This window comes from Oceanobacter sp. 3_MG-2023, assembly GCF_030688925.1.
Classification (GTDB): domain Bacteria; phylum Pseudomonadota; class Gammaproteobacteria; order Pseudomonadales; family Oceanobacteraceae; genus Oceanobacter.
In genome coordinates this window covers 11,963-32,907 of sequence record NZ_JAUYVX010000005.1, presented here as the reverse complement: position 1 = coordinate 32,907, position 20,945 = coordinate 11,963, and the positions used below count along the sequence as shown (strand labels likewise).

Annotated in this window: 19 protein-coding genes; 9 read left to right on the top strand and 10 right to left on the bottom strand. The window is 54.2% G+C overall.

Going from position 1 to position 20,945, the window contains the following annotated elements:
• Nucleotides 1–53 precede the first annotated feature (53 nt).
• The 9 genes from proB (at nt 54) to ispH (ending at nt 10,327) form a co-directional block, all read left to right on the top strand.
• Nucleotides 54–1,202 carry a glutamate 5-kinase gene (proB, locus tag Q8W32_RS05930; protein WP_303431727.1) on the top strand — a complete coding sequence of 383 codons (1,149 nt, stop codon included), beginning with the start codon at nt 54–56 and terminating at the stop codon, nt 1,200–1,202.
• 101 nt (nt 1,203–1,303) lie between these two features.
• Entirely contained in the window at nt 1,304–2,143 is an 840-nt protein-coding gene (gene kdsA / locus Q8W32_RS05925) for a 3-deoxy-8-phosphooctulonate synthase (RefSeq protein ID WP_305414132.1), read from the top strand.
• Between the two features lie 120 nt (nt 2,144–2,263).
• Nucleotides 2,264–2,530: a 30S ribosomal protein S20 gene (gene rpsT / locus Q8W32_RS05920; protein ID WP_303431729.1), complete on the top strand. Its 267-nt coding sequence runs from the start codon at nt 2,264–2,266 to the stop codon at nt 2,528–2,530.
• Between the two features lie 123 nt (nt 2,531–2,653).
• Nucleotides 2,654–4,246, top strand: a complete 1,593-nt coding sequence (murJ, locus tag Q8W32_RS05915) for a murein biosynthesis integral membrane protein MurJ (RefSeq protein WP_305414130.1) — start codon at nt 2,654–2,656, stop codon at nt 4,244–4,246.
• Nucleotides 4,247–4,423: 177 nt separating this feature from the next.
• The gene (ribF, locus tag Q8W32_RS05910) at nt 4,424–5,440 is read left to right on the top strand and encodes a bifunctional riboflavin kinase/FAD synthetase (RefSeq protein ID WP_305414129.1); all 1,017 of its coding nucleotides are present in this window, start codon (nt 4,424–4,426) and stop codon (nt 5,438–5,440) included.
• The gene (gene ileS, locus Q8W32_RS05905; RefSeq protein ID WP_305414128.1) at nt 5,430–8,336 is read left to right on the top strand and encodes an isoleucine--tRNA ligase; all 2,907 of its coding nucleotides are present in this window, start codon (nt 5,430–5,432) and stop codon (nt 8,334–8,336) included. The genes ribF and ileS overlap by 11 nt, the downstream gene beginning before the upstream one ends.
• On the top strand, nt 8,336–8,857 hold the full coding sequence (gene lspA, locus Q8W32_RS05900; RefSeq protein ID WP_305414127.1) for a signal peptidase II: 522 nt from the start codon (nt 8,336–8,338) through the stop codon (nt 8,855–8,857). Before ileS ends, lspA begins: the two co-directional genes overlap by 1 nt.
• A 77-nt stretch (nt 8,858–8,934) precedes the next feature.
• Complete coding sequence (locus Q8W32_RS05895) at nt 8,935–9,393, top strand: peptidylprolyl isomerase (RefSeq protein ID WP_303431734.1); 459 nt, start codon at nt 8,935–8,937, stop codon at nt 9,391–9,393.
• A complete protein-coding gene (gene ispH, locus Q8W32_RS05890; RefSeq protein ID WP_303431735.1) occupies nt 9,383–10,327 on the top strand; it encodes a 4-hydroxy-3-methylbut-2-enyl diphosphate reductase in 945 nt (314 codons plus the stop codon). Before Q8W32_RS05895 ends, ispH begins: the two co-directional genes overlap by 11 nt.
• 88 nt (nt 10,328–10,415) lie before the next feature.
• On the opposite strand, the gene Q8W32_RS05885 is transcribed toward ispH, so the two are convergent.
• The 10 genes from Q8W32_RS05885 to Q8W32_RS05840 form a co-directional block, all read right to left on the bottom strand.
• Complete coding sequence (locus Q8W32_RS05885) at nt 10,416–10,856, bottom strand: type IV pilin protein (protein WP_305414126.1); 441 nt, start codon at nt 10,854–10,856, stop codon at nt 10,416–10,418.
• Between the two features lie 50 nt (nt 10,857–10,906).
• The gene (locus tag Q8W32_RS05880; protein ID WP_305414125.1) at nt 10,907–11,746 is read right to left on the bottom strand and encodes a PilW family protein; all 840 of its coding nucleotides are present in this window, start codon (nt 11,744–11,746) and stop codon (nt 10,907–10,909) included.
• Nucleotides 11,743–12,354: a prepilin-type N-terminal cleavage/methylation domain-containing protein gene (locus tag Q8W32_RS05875; protein ID WP_303431738.1), complete on the bottom strand. Its 612-nt coding sequence runs from the start codon at nt 12,352–12,354 to the stop codon at nt 11,743–11,745. The genes Q8W32_RS05880 and Q8W32_RS05875 overlap by 4 nt, the downstream gene beginning before the upstream one ends.
• Nucleotides 12,348–12,845 (bottom strand): GspH/FimT family pseudopilin, encoded by a 498-nt coding sequence (locus Q8W32_RS05870; protein ID WP_305414124.1) that lies wholly within the window; start codon nt 12,843–12,845, stop codon nt 12,348–12,350. Before Q8W32_RS05870 ends, Q8W32_RS05875 begins: the two co-directional genes overlap by 7 nt.
• The gene (locus Q8W32_RS05865; RefSeq protein WP_305414123.1) at nt 12,842–16,243 is read right to left on the bottom strand and encodes a PilC/PilY family type IV pilus protein; all 3,402 of its coding nucleotides are present in this window, start codon (nt 16,241–16,243) and stop codon (nt 12,842–12,844) included. Before Q8W32_RS05865 ends, Q8W32_RS05870 begins: the two co-directional genes overlap by 4 nt.
• Before the next feature lie 11 nt (nt 16,244–16,254).
• Nucleotides 16,255–16,605, bottom strand: coding sequence for a hypothetical protein (locus Q8W32_RS05860; protein ID WP_303431741.1), 351 nt, complete (start codon nt 16,603–16,605; stop codon nt 16,255–16,257).
• Nucleotides 16,606–16,625: 20 nt separating this feature from the next.
• The gene (locus Q8W32_RS05855; protein WP_305414122.1) at nt 16,626–17,216 is read right to left on the bottom strand and encodes a hypothetical protein; all 591 of its coding nucleotides are present in this window, start codon (nt 17,214–17,216) and stop codon (nt 16,626–16,628) included.
• Nucleotides 17,217–17,347: 131 nt separating this feature from the next.
• Entirely contained in the window at nt 17,348–17,902 is a 555-nt protein-coding gene (locus tag Q8W32_RS05850; protein ID WP_303431743.1) for a GspH/FimT family pseudopilin, read from the bottom strand.
• Between the two features lie 127 nt (nt 17,903–18,029).
• Nucleotides 18,030–19,394 carry a sigma-54 dependent transcriptional regulator gene (locus tag Q8W32_RS05845; protein WP_303431744.1) on the bottom strand — a complete coding sequence of 455 codons (1,365 nt, stop codon included), beginning with the start codon at nt 19,392–19,394 and terminating at the stop codon, nt 18,030–18,032.
• A complete protein-coding gene (locus tag Q8W32_RS05840) occupies nt 19,391–20,929 on the bottom strand; it encodes a PAS domain-containing sensor histidine kinase (protein ID WP_305414121.1) in 1,539 nt (512 codons plus the stop codon). The genes Q8W32_RS05845 and Q8W32_RS05840 overlap by 4 nt, the downstream gene beginning before the upstream one ends.
• Nucleotides 20,930–20,945 lie beyond the last annotated feature (16 nt).

Genomic DNA, 20,945 nt, shown 5'->3' with positions numbered 1-20,945 from the left:
CCAGTATCCCGGCCATTGCTTTCTGCCATGGCCTTGCATCAATAGCTTTTGGAATGGCTTTGGACTCTCAACAGCAAATTCAGCAGCATCGTATTCGGCTGGCGCAGAAAAAGCGCTGGGTTATCAAGATTGGCAGCGCTCTGCTGACCAATGACGGTCAGGGTCTTGATCTCGAAGGGATGCAATCCTGGGTCGATCAGATGGCCGAATTACAGCGCCTGGGGCACGATATTATTCTGGTCTCGTCCGGCTCGGTTGCCGCCGGTATGACCCGTCTTGGCTGGCATAAGCGACCGGAAGAACTTTATCAGTTGCAGGCGGCGGCAGCGGTCGGGCAGATGGGGTTGGTGCAGGCTTATGAAACCGCTTTTGGTAAACATGACCGGCTCACCGCCCAGGTGTTGCTGACCCATGATGACCTCAGTAACCGTACCCGTTATCTTAACGCTCGCAGCACGTTACGCACTCTGATGAATCTGGGTGTGGTGCCGGTGGTGAATGAAAATGACACCGTCGTAACCGATGAAATCTGCTTTGGGGATAACGATACGCTGGGCGCTCTGGTTGCCAATCTGGTAGAGGCTGATGTACTGGTGATTCTGACCGATCAGCAAGGGCTGTTCACTGCCGATCCCCGTTCCTGCCCGGATGCCGAGCTGGTACTGGAAGCCAAGGCGTCTGACCCTGCCATTGCCGATATGGCGGGCAGCGGTGGTGCGTTGGGGCGTGGTGGCATGGTCACCAAGGTACGAGCGGCGTCTCTGGCATCCCGTTCCGGAGCGGATACCCTGATTGTCGGCGGCCGGATTGAGAATGTGTTGCCGCGTTTGCGTGCGGGTGAACTGCTGGGCACCTTGTTGGTGGCTGATCGCGAGCCAGTTGCGGCGCGCAAGCAGTGGATTGCCGGTCACCTGCAGACTCGCGGGGAATTGATTCTGGACGATGGGGCGGTAAATGCCCTGCGTAATGGTCATCGCAGTCTGCTGCCGATTGGTGTGGTGGCGCTGAATGGCCGCTTTGAGCGCGGCGAAGTGGTTGCCTGTAAAAATGAACGTGGCGAGCTGGTTGCCAAAGGGCTGGTGAATTACAGTCGCAGCGAAGCCAACAAGATCTTGCGCACACCGTCGTCCGAGTTGGAACAGGTGCTGGGTTTTGTTGTGGAACAGGAAATGATCCACAGGGATAATCTGGTGGTAATATAACCAAACAGACGCAATAAACCGTTATTATTGCTTTGCGCTTCATTCGTGCAGGACGCACGTCTGAGTACCTGAACCTTATAAATATATATCTGAGGAACACTATGATTGAGTCGGTAGCCGTTGGCGGTCTGGAAGTCAGCAACGACAAGCCTTTTACCCTGTTTGGCGGTATGAATGTGCTTGAGAGCCGTGATCTTGCCATGGCCATTTGTGAGCATTATGTGGAAGTAACCACTCGCCTGGGTATTCCGTATGTCTTCAAGGCGTCGTTTGACAAGGCGAACCGTTCCTCGATCAACTCCTATCGCGGTCCCGGTATGGAAGAAGGCCTGAAGATCTTTGAAGAGATCAAGGCAACGTTTAATGTGCCAATTATTACCGACGTTCATGAAACCTATCAGGCGGCTCCTGTTGCCGAGGTGGTTGATGTGATTCAGTTACCGGCTTTTCTGGCGCGTCAGACCGACCTGGTGGTGGCGATGGCTGAGACAGGTGCTGCCATTAATGTGAAAAAACCCCAGTTTCTGGCACCGCATGAAATGCGTCATATCATCAAGAAATTTGCCGAAGCCGGTAACGAGCGGGTGATGTTGTGTGAGCGTGGTTCTTCATTCGGCTATAACAACCTGGTGGTTGATATGCTCGGTATGGATGATATGAAACCCATGGCACCGGTTATCTTTGATGCGACCCATGCGTTGCAGCGCCCGGGTGGTCGTACGGATTCGGCGGATGGGCGTCGTCAGCAGGCGTTTGAACTGGCGCGTTCGGGGATGGCGTTGGGTATTGGTGGCCTGTTTATCGAGGCTCACCCTAACCCTGCAGAAGCCAAATGTGATGGCCCTTGCGCCTTGCCACTCGATAAGCTGGAAGTTTATTTGAAGCAAATGAAAGCAGTGGATGACCTGGTTAAATCGTTCGATAAGGTTGTTATCGGCTAAGTTGCAATAAAACCGGCCAGTTTGTTGAAATAAAGCGACTTCTGGTTGACATGAAAGGGGCTGGCCGGGATAATCCCGGCCCTCTTGGAATTCACTAAACCCCTTATTAAGGAGCCGACTGTGGCAAATTCTGCTGGTTCTCGTAAACGCGCCCGTCAGGCTATCAAACGCCGTGCCCGTACGATCGCACTGCGTTCTATGGTGCGTACCTACATCAAGAAAGTACACGCTGCTGTAGCGTCTGATAACTACGAACAGGCCCAAGCTGCGTTCGTTAAAGCCCAACCGTATATCGATAAGATGGTCAACAAAGGTATTCTGCATAAAAACACTGCAGCCCGTACCAAAAGCCGTCTGAATTCGCAGGTTGTTGCGCTGAAAGGCTAAGGCCTTTCGACGATAAAAAAGCCCGCTTTTGCGGGCTTTTTTGTGGCTGTCTGTTGGCAAGGCCCTTCTGGGTGAAGCATCCTGCGCAGCCCGTACCAGGTTGTACAACAAGAGAAATCCGTCGTGGACAAACAAAAAGCAGCATCGTCAACAACCACGGAAGCGGGTGCCCGGTCGACAGGCAGCAGTCTGCTGCGTTCTTCATCGGTCGTCAGCGTGTTCACCTTGCTCAGTCGGGTGCTGGGGCTGGTGCGTGATATTGTGGTGGCACAGTATTTTGGCACCCGGGTTGATGCCTTTCTGGTGGCTTTTAAAATCCCCAATTTTTTTCGTCGCCTGTTTGCCGAAGGTGCCTTCTCGGTCGCTTTTGTTCCGGTACTGAGTGAATACCGTACCCGTCGTTCTCTGGATGAGGTGCAACTGCTGGTGTCGCGGGTATCCGGTACCCTGGGTCTGGCATTGCTGATGGTGACGACACTGGCGTTGTTATCGGCGGACTACCTGCCCTGGTTGTTTGCCCCCGGTTTTGCTACCAATCCGGAAAAATTTGCCCTGACCGGGGATCTGCTGCGTATTACCTTTCCTTATCTGTTGTTTATTGCCATGACGGCCTTTGCGGGTGGGGTGCTGAACAGTTACGGCCGTTTTGCCATCCCGGCTTTTACTCCGGTGTTGCTGAATCTGACACTGATTGCCGCAACATGGCTGATGGTTGACTGGTTTGAGGAGCCATTGTTTGCATTGGCCTGGGGAGTCTTTTTTGCCGGACTGCTGCAATTGCTGTTTCAGCTGCCGTTTCTCGCCCGCTTGCAGCTGTTGGTGCGGCCGACGGTAAAACGGGATGATGAAGGGGTTCGACGTATTGTCAGCTTGATGATACCGGCTTTGTTCGGGGTGTCGGTCAGTCAGATTAATCTGTTGCTGGATACGGTACTGGCATCATTTCTGGAAGAGGGCAGCGTCAGCTGGCTGTATTATGCCGATCGGCTCAATAACCTGCCGCTGGGAATTTTTGCCATCGCCATTGGTGTGGTGATCTTGCCTGCGCTGTCGAGTAAGCACGCTGGAGAACAGGCTGAGGGTTTTGCTCGTACGCTCGACTGGGCGGTGCGCATGGTGTTGCTGCTGGCATTACCGGCAGCCCTGGCGCTGGCACTGTTGGCTCAGCCGTTGATGGCAACCATTTTTTATCACGGTGAAATGACGACTTATGACATTGAGCAAATGTCGGTCGCCTTGCAAGCTTACGCCTCGGGCCTGTTGGCCTTTATGCTGATCAAGGTCTTGGCTCCCGGTTATTATGCACGGCAGGATACCCGCACACCGGTACGTATTGGTATTCAGGCGATGGTCGTGAATATGGTGTTTAATCTGGCGCTGGTGTTGCCGTTTGCCCATGTCGGGCTGGCGCTGGCCACCGCTATCTCATCGTACTTTAATGCTCTGATGTTATATCTGGGGTTGCGCAAAGCCGGGGTGCTGCAACACAGTCGAGGCTGGTTGGGGTTTATGGCCAAGCTGGCATTGGCAAATGCTGCCTTGCTGGGAGTGACCTGGTGGCTCATGGGGGATGTGGCCGATTGGCTGCTGTGGTCAGCTTCTGAGCGTATGGTACAAATGACGCTGGTGGTTGTTTCGGGCGTTGTCGTCTATGTGCTGGTGTTGCTTGTTGCCGGGCTGCGGCCCCGGCACTTGCGTGGTGCCTTGTTTGACTAGAGGGCTGGTGCCCGCTGCGCCTGATGGGGTGGTTCGAGGCTAAATTCAGTCTATAGCGGCTGTTTCCGGTGTTTGACTGTTCCCGGCGCGGTGCCTTGGCTATAATCCAGCCCCTTGTATTTTTGTCTGGTTATCTGTTTGTTCCGGTAACTGAATCACTGAGGACTGTCATCGCTCATGCGTCTGCTGCGAGGCTTACATAATATTCCAGCGGAATTCTCTGGCTGTGCGATCACCATTGGTAATTTTGATGGCTTGCATCTGGGGCATCAGGCTATTTTGCATGGACTCCATGCAGCGGCAACCGGGTTGGCTGTGCCAACGCTGGTAATGATTTTTGAGCCGCAGCCCAAGGAATTTTTTGCCGCGGACCAAGCCCCCGCGCGACTGGCCAATCTGCGCGAGAAATTACTTGATCTTGACGCCGATCACGTCGATTACGTTCTGTGCCTGCCGTTTAATCAGGCGCTGCGATCAATGTCGGCGGATGATTTTATCAAGCAGGTACTGGTGGATACGCTCGGTATTCGCCATCTGATCGTGGGAGATGACTTCCGCTTTGGCTGTGATCGCCGGGGTGATTATGCGCTGCTGGCCGGTGCTGGCCAGCAATACGGTTTTGTGGTGCAGGACTCCTCAACCTTTCTGGTGGCTGGAGAACGCGTCAGCAGTACCCGTATCCGCAAGGAGCTGGAAGCCAACCGTCTGGGCGAAGTGCGCAAGTTGCTGGGGCGTACCTATCGCATGTCCGGGCGGGTTGCCCACGGCCGGGAACTGGGCCGTACGCTGAATACTCCCACCGCCAATGTGATGATCCATCGCCGCCGCCTGCCTTTGTGTGGAGTGTATGCTGTGGCCACACGCATCCAGGAGACCGGCGAAGAATATCTGGGAGTGGCCAATGTCGGAATCAAACCGACCATCAGCCTGAAACCTGAGCCGTCACTGGAGGTTCACCTGTTCGGATTTTCCGGTGATCTGTATGGCCAGCATCTGACGGTCGAATTCTGGCATCGTATTCGTGGTGAGCGTGCCTTTGATAGCCTGGAATCACTACAAGCCGCTATTGACGATGACAAACGCTCGGCCCAGCATTATTTCGCCACATTGCCATACTCTTTCCGTGATTCGGGATCGACCCGGATAACGACGACCGAATTGAATTTATCAGAAGTGACCCGTTATGAACGATAAAGTGGACAGCCAGTACAAATCGACCCTGAATTTACCGGATACCGAATTTCCCATGCGCGGTAATTTGGCCAAGCGAGAGCCTGACATGCTGGCTCGTTGGGAAAAAATGGGGCTGTACCAGCAGATTCGTGCGGCACGTGCCGGTCGTAACAAGTTTATCCTGCATGATGGCCCGCCATACGCCAATGGCAAGATTCATATTGGTCACGCCGTTAACAAGATTCTGAAAGACATGATCGTCAAGTCTCGGACCATGAGTGGCTTTGATGCTCCTTATGTACCGGGATGGGATTGCCATGGCTTGCCGATTGAACTGAAAGTGGAAGAGCAGGTAGGCAAGGCGGGTGACAAGGTCAGCGCCAGTGAATTTCGTCGTCATTGCCGCGAATACGCCGCCAAACAGGTCGATGGCCAGCGCGAGGACTTCAAACGCCTGATGGTGTTGGGAGACTGGGATAACCCTTATCTCACCATGGATTTTACAACCGAAGCGGACATCATTCGTACGCTGGGCAAAATCATCGACAAGGGCCACCTGCACAAGGGCTTCAAGCCAGTGAACTGGTGCCCGGAATGTGGTTCTGCATTGGCGGAAGCGGAAGTTGAGCACCAGGATAAAAAGTCCGTAGCGATTGATGTGAAGTTTGCTTTCCCGGATACCGCGCAGTTGCTGGCGGCCTTTGGTGCCGAAGCGACACTGGCGAGTAAAACGGCCAGCATTGTGATCTGGACAACCACTCCCTGGACTCTGCCGGCGAACGAAGCCGTATCGGTACACCCGACGCTGGAATACTCGCTGGTACTGCTGAAAGAACAGGATGAACTATTGGTGCTGGCGGCCGACCTGGTGGCTGACTCAATGGCCCGTTATGGCATTGATGCCAGTGATTACGAGGTGGTGGCTACTGCCAAGGGCTCAGTATTGGGTTGGACTCCGGAACAGCTGGCGGCTGGTGACAGCGCTCCGTTTGTGGTTCGACACCCTTTTATGCCAGCAGCCGATAGCGCCGAAAAATACGTACCGATCATCACCGGCGAGCACGTCACCGCCGATTCCGGTACCGGCTCTGTCCATACCGCTCCAATGCACGGTGCGGATGACTACAGCGTGTGTCAGACCTTCGGCATCCGCTCCGCCGAGATGCTGGTCGACAGCCACGGCAATTTTATCGATAACGCCACCTTGCAAGCCTTGGAACTGACCGGGTTAAGCACCGCGAACAAGGGTAACTTCCGGGTATTGGCCATTCTTAATGAATGTGGTGCGTTGCTGAAAAAAGCCAATATCACCCACAGTTATCCACACTGCTGGCGTCACAAAACCCCGATTATTTTCCGGGCAACGCCCCAGTGGTTTATTGCCATGAATCAGAATGGCTTGCTGCAGCAGGCCATGGACGAAGTGGAAAACGCAGTGGAATGGCGCCCGGGTTGGGGCAAGGCCCGTATTGAAGGCATGCTGACCGACCGGCCGGACTGGTGTATTTCGCGTCAGCGTACCTGGGGTGTACCGATCGCGCTGTTTGTCCATAAAGACAGCAGTGAATTGCATCCCCGTACTGCCGAACTGATTGAACAGGTAGCGCAAAAAGTAGAAGCCGTGGGTATTGATGCCTGGTTTGAACTGGATGCCGCGGAACTGTTGGGCGATGAAGCCGCCGACTACGTCAAGGTGACGGATACCCTGGATGTCTGGTTTGACTCCGGCGTCACCCATACTTCCGTTTGTCAGCGTCGTGAAGAACTGACCTTCCCGGCCGATATGTATCTGGAAGGTTCTGACCAGCATCGTGGCTGGTTCCAGAGTTCCTTGCTGACCAGTGTGGCTGCGTATGGCCATGCCCCCTATAAAACGGTGCTGACCCATGGTTTCACCGTCGACGCCAACGGTCGCAAGATGTCCAAATCCCTGGGCAACACGGTTGAACCACAGAAAGTGCTTAACAGCCTGGGTGGCGACATCCTGCGCTGGTGGGTGGCCGATACCGACTACAGCGGTGAAATGACCGTCTCGGACGAGATTCTCAAGCGCAACGCCGATGCCTACCGTCGGGTGCGTAATACCTGTCGTTTCCTGTTGGCCAATATTCATGGTTTTGATCCAAAAACAGATCTGGTGGCCGGTGAACAACTGCTGCCGCTGGACGCCTGGATTGTGGACTACACCTGCACCCTGCAAGAGAAGGTGATCGCCTTCTACCTGGATTACGATTTCAAGGGGCTGACCAAAACGTTGATGAATTTCTGTGTCAGTGAGTTGGGTGGCTTCTATCTGGATATCATCAAGGACCGTCAATACACCGGCAAACATGATGGCTTGCCGCGTCGCAGTGCCCAGACGGCGTTGTTCCATGTACTGGAAGCCATGGCTCGCTGGATTGCCCCGGTATTGTCCTTTACTGCGGAAGAAATCTGGGACAACTTGCCCGGTGATCGTGATGCCTCTGTGTTGTTGGCCGAGTGGTACACCGACTTTCCGGTTGTGTCTGATAACGGCTTCGACAACGGGTACTGGCAAACCATTCTCAAGGTCAAGGAAGCCGTAAATGGCCAGCTGGAAAAAGCCCGTAGTGACAAGCTGATCGGTGCCAGCCTGGGAGCAGATCTGGTGCTGTACGCCAATGCCGAACTGCGAGTGGCGCTGGAGCAACTGGGTGATGAATTACGCTTTGTGCTGATGACGTCTTCAGCCCGGGTGGCTGCATGGGATGATGAGCAAGGCGAAGCCACTGATCTGAGCGACTTGCGCGTCAGTGTCGTCGCCTCGACAGCAGAAAAATGTGAGCGTTGCTGGCATCACAGCGAGACGGTTGGCAGCGATGCCGCCCATCCAACGCTGTGTCGCCGTTGCATCGACAACGTTGAGGGAGAGGGCGAAGTTCGCCTGTACGCCTGATGACATCGATAAAAAACAGCGCCCTGATCTGGTCGTGGCTCAGCCTGCTGGTTCTGGTCATTGATCTGGCCACCAAACAAATGGCCGAAGCCTGGTTGCACTATGGCAATCCGGTATATCTGTTACCGGTGCTGGATTTTACCTTGCTGTATAACAAGGGGGCTGCATTCAGTTTGCTGGCCGACCAGCCGGGCTGGCAACGCTGGTTCTTTACGATTATCTCAGCCGCCGTCAGTGTCATGCTGATGGTCTGGATGCGGCGCTTACCGCGCAGCCAACCCTGGCTGGCGGTGTCACTGGCACTGATTCTGGGGGGCGCGGTGGGCAATCTGGTCGACCGGGTGCTGTTTGGTCATGTGATTGACTTTATTTCCGTGCATTGGGACAACGCGTATTTTCCTGCCTTCAATATTGCGGACTCTGCCATTACGGCAGGGGCCATCATGATGGCAATCGACGTGATACGGGACAGCATCAGCACACAGAAACCGGCTTCTGACTCCGTCAGTCGCAGCGATTGAATCCGTACGGCTGACATACATTGGCGTAACCCGGTATCTGGCGAGCGCCCAACAAACGCCTAACAAGAGGTGAACTCATGGCCGCAGACATTATTTCCAGTGGCAGCACAGTATCCCTGCATTTTGCCCTGAAACTGGCAGATGGCCAGGTGATTGACTCAACCTTTGATGCCACGCCTGCGCAGCTGGTGATTGGTGATGGCAATTTGCCAGAAGGCTTTGAAAGCCTGCTTGTAGGTTTGGCCCCCGGAGCTCATGAAACCTTCAGTGTTGCTCCTGAACACGCTTTTGGCCAGCATAACCCGAACAATGTCCAGCGGATGAAGCGTTCCGACTTTGCCGCGGACTTGCCGATTTCTCCCGGTCTGGTGGTGTCATTTGCGGATGCATCCAACACCGAGCTGCCAGGCGTGATTGCCAGTGTGGAAGGCGAGTGGGTCGAGGTGGATTTTAATCATCCTCTGGCAGGTAAAATCCTGACATTCGAGGTTCAGATTCTTGACGTCAAACCGACAGAGATCAGCCATGCAAATTAAACTCGCCAATCCACGCGGATTTTGTGCGGGGGTTGATCGGGCTATCGATATCGTCAACCGGGCACTGGAATTGTTCGAGCCACCGATTTATGTGCGCCATGAAGTGGTACACAACAAGTTTGTGGTGAACGATTTACGCCAGCGTGGCGCCATCTTTGTGGATGAGCTGGATGAAATACCGGACGGCAGCATTGTTATCTTTTCTGCCCATGGTGTGGCCCAGGCGGTACGCAAGAATGCCACTGACCGCCACCTCAAGGTTTTTGATGCCACCTGCCCACTGGTTACCAAGGTCCACCTTGAAGTGGCCCGGTACAGTGCCGATGGCAGCGAGTGTGTGCTGATTGGACATAAAGGCCATCCCGAAGTGGAAGGCACCATGGGGCAATACGATTACAGCCGGGGTGGCAGTATTTACCTGGTTGAAAATGAAGAGGATGTCGCCAACCTGTCTGTCCGTGACGCCTCCCGGTTGTCTTATGTGACCCAGACGACCTTGTCGATGGACGATACCGCCAAGGTAATCGATGCCCTGAGACAGAAGTTCCCTGCTATTCAGGGGCCACGCAAGAATGATATTTGCTACGCCACCCAGAACCGGCAGGATGCCGTGAAACAACTGGCTGCTGAATGTGAAGTCCTGTTGGTGGTTGGTTCACCCAACAGCTCAAACTCGAATCGCTTGCGCGAGCTGGGAGAGCGTATGGGAGCCAAGGCCTATCTGGTTGATAACGCCAGCGAAATCCGCCCTGAATGGTTGAACGACATTGGCCACGTAGGGGTGACGGCCGGTGCATCAGCTCCGGAAGTGCTGGTGAAAGAAGTAGTGCAGTGCCTGGTGAATCTGGGCGGTCGGACCCCTGAAGAAGTTCAGGGAACCGAAGAAAACGTGGTGTTTTCGCTGCCCAAGGAACTGCGCTTGAGCGAAGTCTGAGCCCGGTCTGGCGCCTGCTGACGGTGGTTGGCCGACCTGCCGTCATTTGTGATAGCCGCAGGCTGTCAACCAATACCGGCTGGCCGTTTTACCATTCGAAGACGTCACTGCCTACGGTACGGGTCTGGGTACCGGTGGAGTCCAGTACCAGATTACCGTCGCTTGCCTGGCTGCCGACCGCCGTGGCAGTGATCTGGATACATTGGCTCAGGGAAGCTCCAGAGCAACTGGAAGCACTCACTTTGTAGGCGGTGGTATCGCCGCTTTTGATCAGGTAATAGCCGCTGCTGAGAGTCAGTCCCAGTTTGCTCAAATCCGTGGTGTAGGTCAGCTCATCGGAATAATAACGTTCCTGGGCGGCCATGATACGTGATAATTCCTGGGCAGTGTCTGCACGAATGGCCCGGCTTATATAGCTGTGATAGCCAGGTATAACGATTGCTGCCAGAATGCCGATAATGGCAATCACAATCATCAGTTCAATCAGGGTAAAACCTCGGCTGGGAGCAAGGTGGGCTGGCAATCTCATCGGTTTCAGGTTTCCTGTTGTCGATCGGGAAATAGCCTTCATGGTGAAGGTTAGCGGTTCGGGAAAAATACAGTCGTTTCAAGAATCTGGCGCGGTATATTATCTGTCCGGGTAATCGGATCAGCATCCAGTACCAGATAGCTGCGGGTACCATCGACTCGGGCTGCATCGCTGAACGCTTTGGTCAGGATAGCAATACGGACAGCTGTAACGTCAGCCAGAGTGGCGAGGTCGGCGCTGACATAACGGCTGGCATTGGTGTTGCCTGCGCCCGGGTCGGTATACAGCACCTGAAAGGATTCGATCCCGGAGGCAATCGTCTGTACACCGTCTCCGAGAATAGTGTCAGAACCGGCATCATTTTCCAGATAGCTGGCACAGCGCAAGACATCGTCATATTCATCATCAGTACCACCGCTGGTATCCAGTGCAACCCAGTACACATCAACGATCACTGAACCCGAAGCAACGCCCGCCCCTGACAGGTCGACACCGCTACAGGTCGTCTGGTCCCAGGTATTCGCCGTTGAATCTTCAAAGGTGCGGCGGATGGCCAGTCGGTCACCGGCCTGATCTGTGGATTCCCAGTTGCAGTCCGCATTAGCGGCTGGAGGTATCAGGGTGGCATCGCTGCAAAGGTCGGCAACGGGTTGAATGGCCTCACCAAACAGGTCTGGGTTGAATCCTCCGTGGCGAACCTGCTTGGATAGCCAGGTGAGGGTGAAGCGGGCACTCTCTTGCACTTGTGACATGCCATCAATACGGTTGGATGCACGGTTGGAGCCGACCATTAATTGCATCACAGCCAGACCGATAATGATCGAGATAATCCCGGCGATCATTAACTCGATCAGTGTCATGCCCTGCTGTTTTATCGGTAACGTTTTCACAAGTCGATCTCCGTTGAAAGAGAGTCGGTACGGTTGGTAATGTCGCCTTCGTTCAGATAGTTGGTGCTGCCATCATCCAGGGTACCTGAGGTTCTGACATCCCAGGTTATCGTGATTTGCACTTGGGTTGACGAAGCACCGACGCCGAGTCCGGCCTGTACATCAACAACGAGGGAAGGCGGTGCAAGAAAGTCGGCATTACCGGCGCGGGTAATATCGGAGTCTGTTACCGATACATCAGAAGGGCAGGCCACGTCCCATAAATCAAACGCTGCCATTTGAGCGCCGCTGCAATTGGCGCTGGCCTTGCGTGAAGTGCCATCGTGATAGTAGGCACACATGGTCGGGCGAGCGGCGCAGCTGACCGCCGCTGCGCCAGTGTCATAACTGGCAACGGCATCCTGATTGGCCATGATACGGTTGGTCAGGTCATCGATCATCCAGGCCGCCAGGGAGCGACTGGTCGAATCTTGGGCTGAACGGTCAGACTCCAGCAACAGAGCCACCAGTCCAACCAGCCCGACGGTGGTAATGGCGACAGTCACCAGAATTTCTATCAGGCTGAAACCTTTTGTGGCGGATATGCTCCGCTTGCTTTGGATCAACATGCACTCTCCGATCGAATGATCTGACCAATCGCCAGTATTTCTATGCGGTATACCCTGTTCCCGCTGCAGCCGGTAATCTTGATGGTCAAGGCTCCGACGGCGGTTGCGCGACCGGCACCATTGAAGGATAAAAGCCCGGAACCCATGGAGGATGCCGTGATGGTACCGTCGCTGGAATCCAGGCTGGACTGGCGCAGGATGGTATTGGATGTGGCCTCGCGGACCTCCCAGCCATTGCTCCAGCTGCCGGATTTGGGCTGAACATTAACCGTCAGCTTGTAATTGGCGGCATGGCTGCGGGCATACTGAATGTCGGTATGCAGCTGTCGGGCAATCCGGTCGGCAGTCTGGTTATTCAGGTAACGAGTCATGGAAGGGGTGCCCACCGCAGCCAGAATGGCGAATACCGCGATGGTGATCATCAGTTCGATCAGGGTAAGCCCTGCCACTGGTCCCCTTGCTGATACTGCAACCCGTCTGGCCTGAATCATTGTTCCAATTCCCTCCAGAAGGTTTGTTCAACCGGTTCTGATGCGCCCAGGGCATCAACGGTAGTGGTGCCGTTGACGATAGTGGGCTTGGAAGTGATGACGGTGCTGTCCTGATCTTCTTCCTCATCATCTTCATCAACGGGCTGTGCAGTTTCCTGGTACACAACAACCGGGGTGTCCTGGATACCGGGGAAGTTGGATTCAATTTCATCCTTGTAGACCGAGAGTTCACCAGCGGTGTACTGCAATGACAGGACGTACAGGGTGCTCTGGCCGGTATCTGGCTCACAACCGGAACGATAAGCCTCATCCGTTGGCTGATAACTGTTGATATAGCTGTAGTAATTTAATGAGATGGCATTGGAAAGTACTTTTTCGCCACTGCCTGACAAGTCGAGGTAGACCCCGTTCTTGAGATCGTCGGTATCGGCTGTTGCGATATCGTCGTAATCAACCAGATCATCCTGCGTTAGCGCTGTGTACGTTTCCGGTGCCGCATCTACATCAAAATCGTTGATGATATAGATACGGTCCTTGGTGATGGTGTTTAACGGGTGCGCCCGGTAACCAGAGCCGATGACCAGCTGGTAGCGACTGGCGGCGTAACTGTAACCGGTGGTTTTATCCAGAAAAGTATCCCGTGACGAGTAAGTCAGATCCGGTGTGGCGAAAAACCGGACGTTATTGATTTCGGTCTCGTCATTACCCAGGTCGGCAATCATGCCGCCGGTTGCAAAAGTAGAGGCATTATTGGACAGGCTGTCTTCCTGGGCGAAGTCTATACGCCAGATACGACCACCGAGGTCTGCGGCATACATAGTGTCAACATCGCCATCGCCATCGTTATCGGCAGGTACCAGATCACCAACTATGCCACTGGTCATATCACTCAGCCTCAGATTACCGCTGGATTTCGAGGCTTTCCAGAGCAGCTCTCCAGTCGTCGGGTCAACCATATAAATGGCGTTACCCATGCTGTGGGCGGTGCGCTTGGTATAGTCGTCTTCAGCCTCGTCATAACCACCGGCAAAGACCAGTACATCGGTTTGCTCACCTTTCCACAGTACGGTAATTGGCAGCATCTTGGACCAGGTTTGTCCCAGCTCAGCAAAATCACCGCTGCCGCCTTCAATGGTCCAGGCCAGTGTTGGGGAATCAAGATCACTGACGTCGAGTGCGTAATAGTTTCGTCCGCCACGGCGCATGCCGCTGTACAGATATGCTTTTTCTCCGGAGTCGACGATATTGTTGCTGTTACTGTCGATGTGATATTTGGAGATATACCCATCCATACCGTAGGTCCGATCAGGACTTTGGTCGAAATAGGCATAAGCGCTTTCAAACAGATCCGAAGGAATAAAGGCAAAGTATTCTTCAGGATTATCCTCATCGGTGTTAAATGCGTGCAGATAGCCCGAGTTGGTACCAACAAACAGCGCGGTTTTGCTGCTGCTGCCGGAACTGTAGGACATCAATACCGGGCGGCTGTGCAGGGCGTCTTCGATTTCCCGTCGTGGAGTAGTGCTGGATGAGTCGGGATCGTAGCCAGCCAGCCAGAGGATAAAGTCGGATTTTTCGTCATCCGGTACGACGCTCGGCAGGTTGTCCGGCAGTGACGTATTGCTGCTGCTGATACGGTTGTCCGTTGTGCTGATGCTGCTTCCTGCGATATCGGTCATGATACGGCGGCTGCCAGGATCAGACAGGCGACGGGCGATCCCTCCCTTGGTGACGGTTTCGCCATCCGGAGCATCTTCATCCAGGGTCCAGTAGCTGCGGGCATTGTCAGAAAAGTAGCCTGTGGATGAGTCGATGGCAAGATCGCCATCAACGTCCATGATGTCACCGCTGCTGTCGAGCCGGTAGCGTTTGATATTGCCGGTCCAGTCTGCAGCAGTGGATGGACTGAATACGGAATAATACAGCTGGTCGAGATGCTCCAGGCTGTTATAGGCGTTGACCGCCACGGCGGGGGCGGCAAAGGTACCGGAGGTTTTGGAGATGTTTTCAAAAACCTTGACCAGCGCCAGGCGCAGGGAGTCTGAATCGGAACCGCTACCGGCAACACCGCCACCGTAAGAGGCCATATCATCGAGTCGTTCCTGGGTGCTGCCGGCGACAAAACCACCAATCGTGTGCACATAAATCGGCTGACGGCCACTGAAGTCATCACTGTTGTCGGCGTTATACAGGTAATAGGCCAGTTCTTCGGCGCAACCACCGTCACCGGTGCAAGAGGAGCTGAAGTCATCGTCATTGGGGAAATCGGCACTGGGCAGTTCGGTCAGTAATGATCTCACCTTGGAGTTGATACTGGTGTCGTAGTAAGGCGCACCGTCACTGAAAATCACCACGTGGTTGGTTTGGCATTCTTCGGTGATGGGCGAGATATAATTGCCGTTACCATCGTGGGTATCATCCAGGTTCAGATACTCGGTACAGACCAGAATGGTTTCTGTGGCAGGTTCACTGTCATCCCCTGAATCATCATCATCTTCAGAAGAGGAGGCGGTATAGGCAATATAGTCGGATTCACTGATGCCGTAAGTTTTGATCAGAGCGTTTTGAAACCAGCTGTCCAGGTCGTCCCATGGTGTATAAGCCCCGGTGTCTGTATCAACCACATATGGCCATCTCCAGGTATCCATTACCATAAACCAGGCGGGTTCACTGGCTTCGTACTCCGACTGGGTTACGCCGTAGCTCTCCAGTAAGGTTCCCTTGTAGTTTTTATGGACCTTGTTCCAGGAGTTCCAGTCAGTGTTGTTGTTTTTCAGATAGTAGTCTTCGATGGCCCAGGTATCATCACCGGCCATCATTTGAAACCACCAGAGGCTGGTATCAACACTGCCAGAAGATGAGCTGGAGCTACTGCTGGAACCGGAGCCGGAGCCGGTAACAGCGATTTCCTGTTCTTCCCAGACCATACACAAATCGGAGTTGGCGGTGGTGGTTTTGCCGTATTTCATGGCATCGCCACGGAGGTAGGCCGCCGCTTCATAAACACTTTCTGTAATCGGGGTGGCACCACCGGGAGAGTAGGAATCGAGAATATCCTCGACCATGCTACGGACGCCTTCAGCATCAATCGATAACATCGGGCTACTCATCCAGGCACCCTCGGAGCTGGAACTGTTGAAGCGGAACAAGGAGAGGTTGATACCGGTTGTGCTGTTGATCACCTCAATCGCGGCATCCCGAACCACATCCAGGCGAGAGCCGGCATAAGAACCGTCTTCGTAGACGCTGCTGCCCATACTGCCCGAGGTATCCATGATAAAGACCACATTCGGCGCTGTGGTGGTGGTGGTCTGAACGTAAATTTCGGTGTCGTCGGCCAGGACCGGACGATGACTGAACAGCCCCAGGGCGATCAGTGTTAGCCAGTAGAGTTTCATAAGAAGGCTCCTCAGTGTTCGCCCGGCGCATGGCCGCCAAAGTTAATGTAGTCCACCAGTTTTTGCTGGCGGTCGATGCCGATAAAAATAACCGGGATGTTCTTGCGCAGGTAAATCTCAGATGCCCGGCTGAGGTCAATGGCTTGTTCATATTCAAACAAGGCGGTATCGGCTTTCAGGGCAATACTTTCAGCCTGGCATTCATCACACAGCTTGACGGTGATGGCGGCACTGGAAAAGGTGATCAGATCTTGCGGCGGTACATGAAATTCAGCATGTCGCATCAGGTTGGGAGAGACCGCCAGGCTGATCGGGCTGAACAATAACAGCAGGGAGAACAAGCTAATAAGTCGGGTATTCATGATAATCCTCGCGAATGTCGTTACTGAGCCGAAGCACCAATTCTTTTTATGCCAACCTGCTGGGTCGACGAAATATTGCCGCTTGAACTGGCCGTTGTAGCCGTTAATACAAATGGATAGGCAGAGCTGGCTGATCCGGACGAGCCTTCGGTGTTTTTCAGATTCGGTGTGCTGGTGTCAGTCTGTGCAATCTGGTCGGAAGGGTAGGTAATCAGCACGGTGGTGGCGGCGACGCCGGTGAGTAAATCCACGTCCGGGGTCTGCCAGCCAAAATCGGAATAGGCATTGATGTATTCGGAGTTGTATTGCAGGTCGCTTTCCTCCACACCGTCATTAATCTGTGCCTCGATATTGGCATTTTGTCGGGTGATCAAATCGGTTAGCAGGGTACCACCGGAGTTTCCCAGGTTTTTTACGGCTCGGCTAAGGTGGCTATAAGAGGCTGCAAAGGTCTGTTTTTCAACATTCATACTGGTCACCATGCGTACTTGCGTGGTGGATTGTTGCATGGCTACGGTGGCGCCAATGGTAATCGCAGTGAGTACCCCCAAGCTAACCAGAAGGGTTGACCCTCGTTGCCGGGATGCTTGTGTGGTCCAGTGAATGTGCATGATAAATCTCCGCCGACGTACTGATTGTAGGACAGTACCTGTTGCGACCCTGTGAGGCCCAGAGATGCTGGACTAACGGAGTAGTGAAGACGACAAATGGTATCTGGCCCTGGCCTGGGGTCGGTGAGGTTTCAGCGACACGATACGTCTTGGCCGTTGGCCAGCTCGACGCGATCATTGTTGTTGGCGTCGATGCCCGGTCGCAAACGGCCGATGCGCGAGAGAATAAAAGCGGCGCTTTTGTACTGGCCGTCGGGCATGGTGCGGCAATAACCGAAAGAGCCGTTGTAGCCGCCAGCAAATCCAGTGGCGCTGAAGGCGATGGCAATACGGTTGTAGCTGCGCAGCACGGTGTCATCGGCGGCGGGGATACGCTGCAACACCTGGTCGTCATCATCCAGTGTGCGGTTACGCTCACGGTCAGAAAACAGGGTTAATTCGCCATTCCAGAGTGAACTGCAGCGCTTGCTGCTGTCGAGCGGGCATAACGTATGGGAGGTCTGTGTCAGGATGGCGCGAGTTCGGGCGCTGGCAATGGCCATATGAATCCGGGAAATATCCCGATCCGCGAGTTGTTGCTGGATAATATGGGTCGCGGCAGGAGTAATGGTCACGCTACTGATCGCCAGGACGGCGATCACGACCATCAGTTCGGTCAAGGTCATTCCGTGTGCAAACCGTGTCATGGCCTGTCCTCCTTGACTGGCTATTCCGATGGGTTTGCTGGTTATCTTAGCGAGGATCCGGCTTTTGTCACTCAGGCAGATGGCTTAGTGATACCGGTTGTTACTCATGCCATCGACTGATCACGGTTTAATCAATATCAAGCTTTTTGCAACGGTAACGTAATGCCCGAAAACTGATACCCAGTTTCTCGGCTGCCGCTGTCTTGTTCCAGCGAGTCGCTTCCAGTGCCTGGGTAATGGCATTACGTTCGATATTTTCGAGGTAGGCTTCCAGATTACTGGTTTCTATCGCCGCCGCCGGGTCGATGGCGGGCATCAATAGCGTGCTGGGAGTGGTAGTGACCTGATCAGGCAGGTTCAGGTCAGCCTGGCTGATTTCATCTCCTTCCGCCATGGTAACGGCGCGTTGGAGAATATTCTCCAGCTCTCGGACATTGCCGGGGTAGTGGTACTGGATCAGGGCCGTCATGGCCTTCTGATCGATGCTGGCTTCCGGCATACCCCATTCGCTGCTGTATTTGCGAATAAAGTGGCCAACGAGGGTGGGGATGTCTTCCTGTCGTTCTGACAAGCGTGGCACGGCAATCTGGATCACATCGAGGCGGAAAAACAAATCCTGGCGGAAACGCTCCTGCTCGACCAATTGGGCGAGGTCTTTATGGCTGGCACTGAGAATCCGTACATCGATAGGGATCTCGTGCTCACTGCCAACGGCACGGGTGGCTTTTTCCTGGATTACCCGTAACAGCTTGGCTTGCATTTCAATGGGCAATTCGGCCACTTCATCGAGAAACAGGGTGCCACCTTCCGCGGCTTTGAAAAAACCGTCCTTGTCAGCACTGGCGCCGGTAAATGCCCCGCGTTTGTGACCAAAAAATTCACTTTCCATCAGGTCTTTCGGGATCGCACCGCAGTTAACCGGGATAAACGGGCTATCGGCGCGGGAGCTTTGATGGTGAATCAGTCGAGCGACCAGCTCCTTGCCGGTACCGGATTCGCCATGGATAAAAACCGGTGCCTGGGTGCGGGCGACTTTCTGGATTTTTTCCTTGAGTGCCATCATCGCCGTGGAGCGTCCCAGCAACGCATCACTGGATGGCAGCGACTCCAGATGCACTGGCACCCGGGTCAGTTGCAGGGCGGCGGCAACCAGTTCACGCAGGCGAGTAATATCGAGGGGCTTGGCGACGACATCAAAGGCGCCGGCTTTCAGGGCTTCAACTGCCATGTCCATGCTGCCGTACGCGGTAATCATGGCGACTGGCATATCGCTATAACGGGCGTGACAGAGCTGGATGATCTCGAGGCCGTTGCCATCCGGCAGTTTCATGTCGGTGACGCAGAAATGGTATGGGCGTTCGCTGAGTAATGACAGTGCTTCACTGACGTTGGCAGCCTGGTAACACTCCATGTCCATACGACTGAGGGTCAGGGCGATCAGTTGGCGGATATCCGGTTCATCGTCGATGATCAGGGCGGAGTATTTTTTCATAGGGTTAAGTCCGTTCTCAATGTCAGGCGGAAACAGGAACCCGCCCGGATACGATGATACTGGATGTTGGCCTGATTGGCTTCGCACAACTCACGACAGAGATAAAGCCCCAGGCCGGTGCCGTTATGCTCGGTGGTAAAAAAAGGCTCGAACAGTTGTTCGATTTTGTCGTCGGCGATGCCCGTGCCGTTGTCCATCACATCCAGTGACATGCGGTTGTGACTTTGGGGTTTGGCCGAAAGCATCAGGCGGGCATCCTTGGGCTGCTGTTTGAGGGCATAACGCAAACCGTTGGCGCAGAGGTTATGCAGAATCTGCTGCAGATGATCCGGGTCAAAGGCGATTTGCTGCTGATCGTGGCAATGGATAAACAGCTGGAACGGCTGCTCCCTGTGCATCCCGATAAACTGCTCACGAAAGTGCTCCAGCCAGGGTTTCAGGCGCAAGACCTCAATCGAGGGCTGGCGTTTGCGACTGAGCTGCAAGATATCTTCGACGGTACGATTGATTCGCATACAATGCTGTTCAATAACCTGGCTGAGATACAGCTCTTCTTCTTTCAGGTAAGGGGTTTCCGCCAACAGCTGGCTGGCCTGACGTAACGCGCTGAGCGGATTGCGTATTTCGTGGGCAATACTGGCGGTCAGGCGCCCGAGAGAAGCCAGTTTCAATTGTTGTGCTGTTGCGGCGATACGGGACTGGTCTTCGATAAACAGCAAGTAGTCGCCAGGCAAGGAATCTGGCAACAGCATTTTACTGACCTGCAGGGACTCCCCCCGCAGTGTCAGTGCGTGTTTGCGGCCGGGGTCATCCAGCACGGTTAGCAATGGTGCCGGCAACTCTTCGTCATCGCTGATATTAAGCCAGCGTTGTGCTTGTTGGTTAAAAAACAGGATATGGTTGTCGCGATCACAGGCAATGATACCGTTGGGCAAGTCAGCCAATGCCTGCCAGCTGATATTCTGCAGGCGGCGCAACCGCACCGATTGGTCACTGGCCAGTTCCAGGGCACTGTTCAGTCGCCGGGACAGTGCCTGGGTCAGGGCCGCCAACAAAAAGCACAAAAAGCCGTAAATGCCAGAATTGACCAACTCACCCGTTTGATAACGTTCCGGCCAGAAATGCTGAATCACCATAATGGCCAGCGTGGTCCAGGCGGCGACCGCAAAGCCGAGGACTCCCGGGGCTAGCAAGTTGGCGATCACCACACAAAGCAGGATCAGACTGGAAAACCCGGTATCGAGACCGCCGGAGGCAAACATCAGTATCGATAGCAGAGCGGTTTCGAGGAAAAAATAGCTGGTTGCCAGTTGAACATGGGGCCCCAGGCTGGCAATGGCAACAAAACTGGCGGCGATTACAACATACAGTACCGTCGCTACCAGGCTGATATAAGGGGCATCATGGCCAATCAGGGTAGCGTCATCGACGGTATGAGCCGCCATAATCAACAAGGCCAGCAATAATGAATAGTAGCTGTATATTTGCAGCAGTCGTTTGCCGTTGACGACCAGATCACTCACGTTGGATGGCATGTTAACTGTCCTGTTG

Excerpts from the sequence above, each read along its gene's own strand:
- proB (WP_303431727.1), top strand. The coding sequence starts at position 54 with ATGGCTTTGGACTCTCAACAGCAAATTCAGCAGCATCGTATTCGGCTG.
- kdsA (WP_305414132.1), top strand. The coding sequence starts at position 1,304 with ATGATTGAGTCGGTAGCCGTTGGCGGTCTGGAAGTCAGCAACGACAAG.
- ribF (WP_305414129.1), top strand. The coding sequence starts at position 4,424 with ATGCGTCTGCTGCGAGGCTTACATAATATTCCAGCGGAATTCTCTGGC.
- ileS (WP_305414128.1), top strand. The coding sequence starts at position 5,430 with ATGAACGATAAAGTGGACAGCCAGTACAAATCGACCCTGAATTTACCG.
- lspA (WP_305414127.1), top strand. The coding sequence starts at position 8,336 with ATGACATCGATAAAAAACAGCGCCCTGATCTGGTCGTGGCTCAGCCTG.
- Q8W32_RS05895 (WP_303431734.1), top strand. The coding sequence starts at position 8,935 with ATGGCCGCAGACATTATTTCCAGTGGCAGCACAGTATCCCTGCATTTT.
- ispH (WP_303431735.1), top strand. The coding sequence starts at position 9,383 with ATGCAAATTAAACTCGCCAATCCACGCGGATTTTGTGCGGGGGTTGAT.
- Q8W32_RS05885 (WP_305414126.1), bottom strand. The coding sequence starts at position 10,856 with ATGAGATTGCCAGCCCACCTTGCTCCCAGCCGAGGTTTTACCCTGATT.
- Q8W32_RS05875 (WP_303431738.1), bottom strand. The coding sequence starts at position 12,354 with ATGTTGATCCAAAGCAAGCGGAGCATATCCGCCACAAAAGGTTTCAGC.
- Q8W32_RS05870 (WP_305414124.1), bottom strand. The coding sequence starts at position 12,845 with ATGATTCAGGCCAGACGGGTTGCAGTATCAGCAAGGGGACCAGTGGCA.
- Q8W32_RS05865 (WP_305414123.1), bottom strand. The coding sequence starts at position 16,243 with ATGAAACTCTACTGGCTAACACTGATCGCCCTGGGGCTGTTCAGTCAT.
- Q8W32_RS05860 (WP_303431741.1), bottom strand. The coding sequence starts at position 16,605 with ATGAATACCCGACTTATTAGCTTGTTCTCCCTGCTGTTATTGTTCAGC.
- Q8W32_RS05855 (WP_305414122.1), bottom strand. The coding sequence starts at position 17,216 with ATGCACATTCACTGGACCACACAAGCATCCCGGCAACGAGGGTCAACC.
- Q8W32_RS05850 (WP_303431743.1), bottom strand. The coding sequence starts at position 17,902 with ATGACACGGTTTGCACACGGAATGACCTTGACCGAACTGATGGTCGTG.
- Q8W32_RS05845 (WP_303431744.1), bottom strand. The coding sequence starts at position 19,394 with ATGAAAAAATACTCCGCCCTGATCATCGACGATGAACCGGATATCCGC.
- Q8W32_RS05840 (WP_305414121.1), bottom strand. The coding sequence starts at position 20,929 with ATGCCATCCAACGTGAGTGATCTGGTCGTCAACGGCAAACGACTGCTG.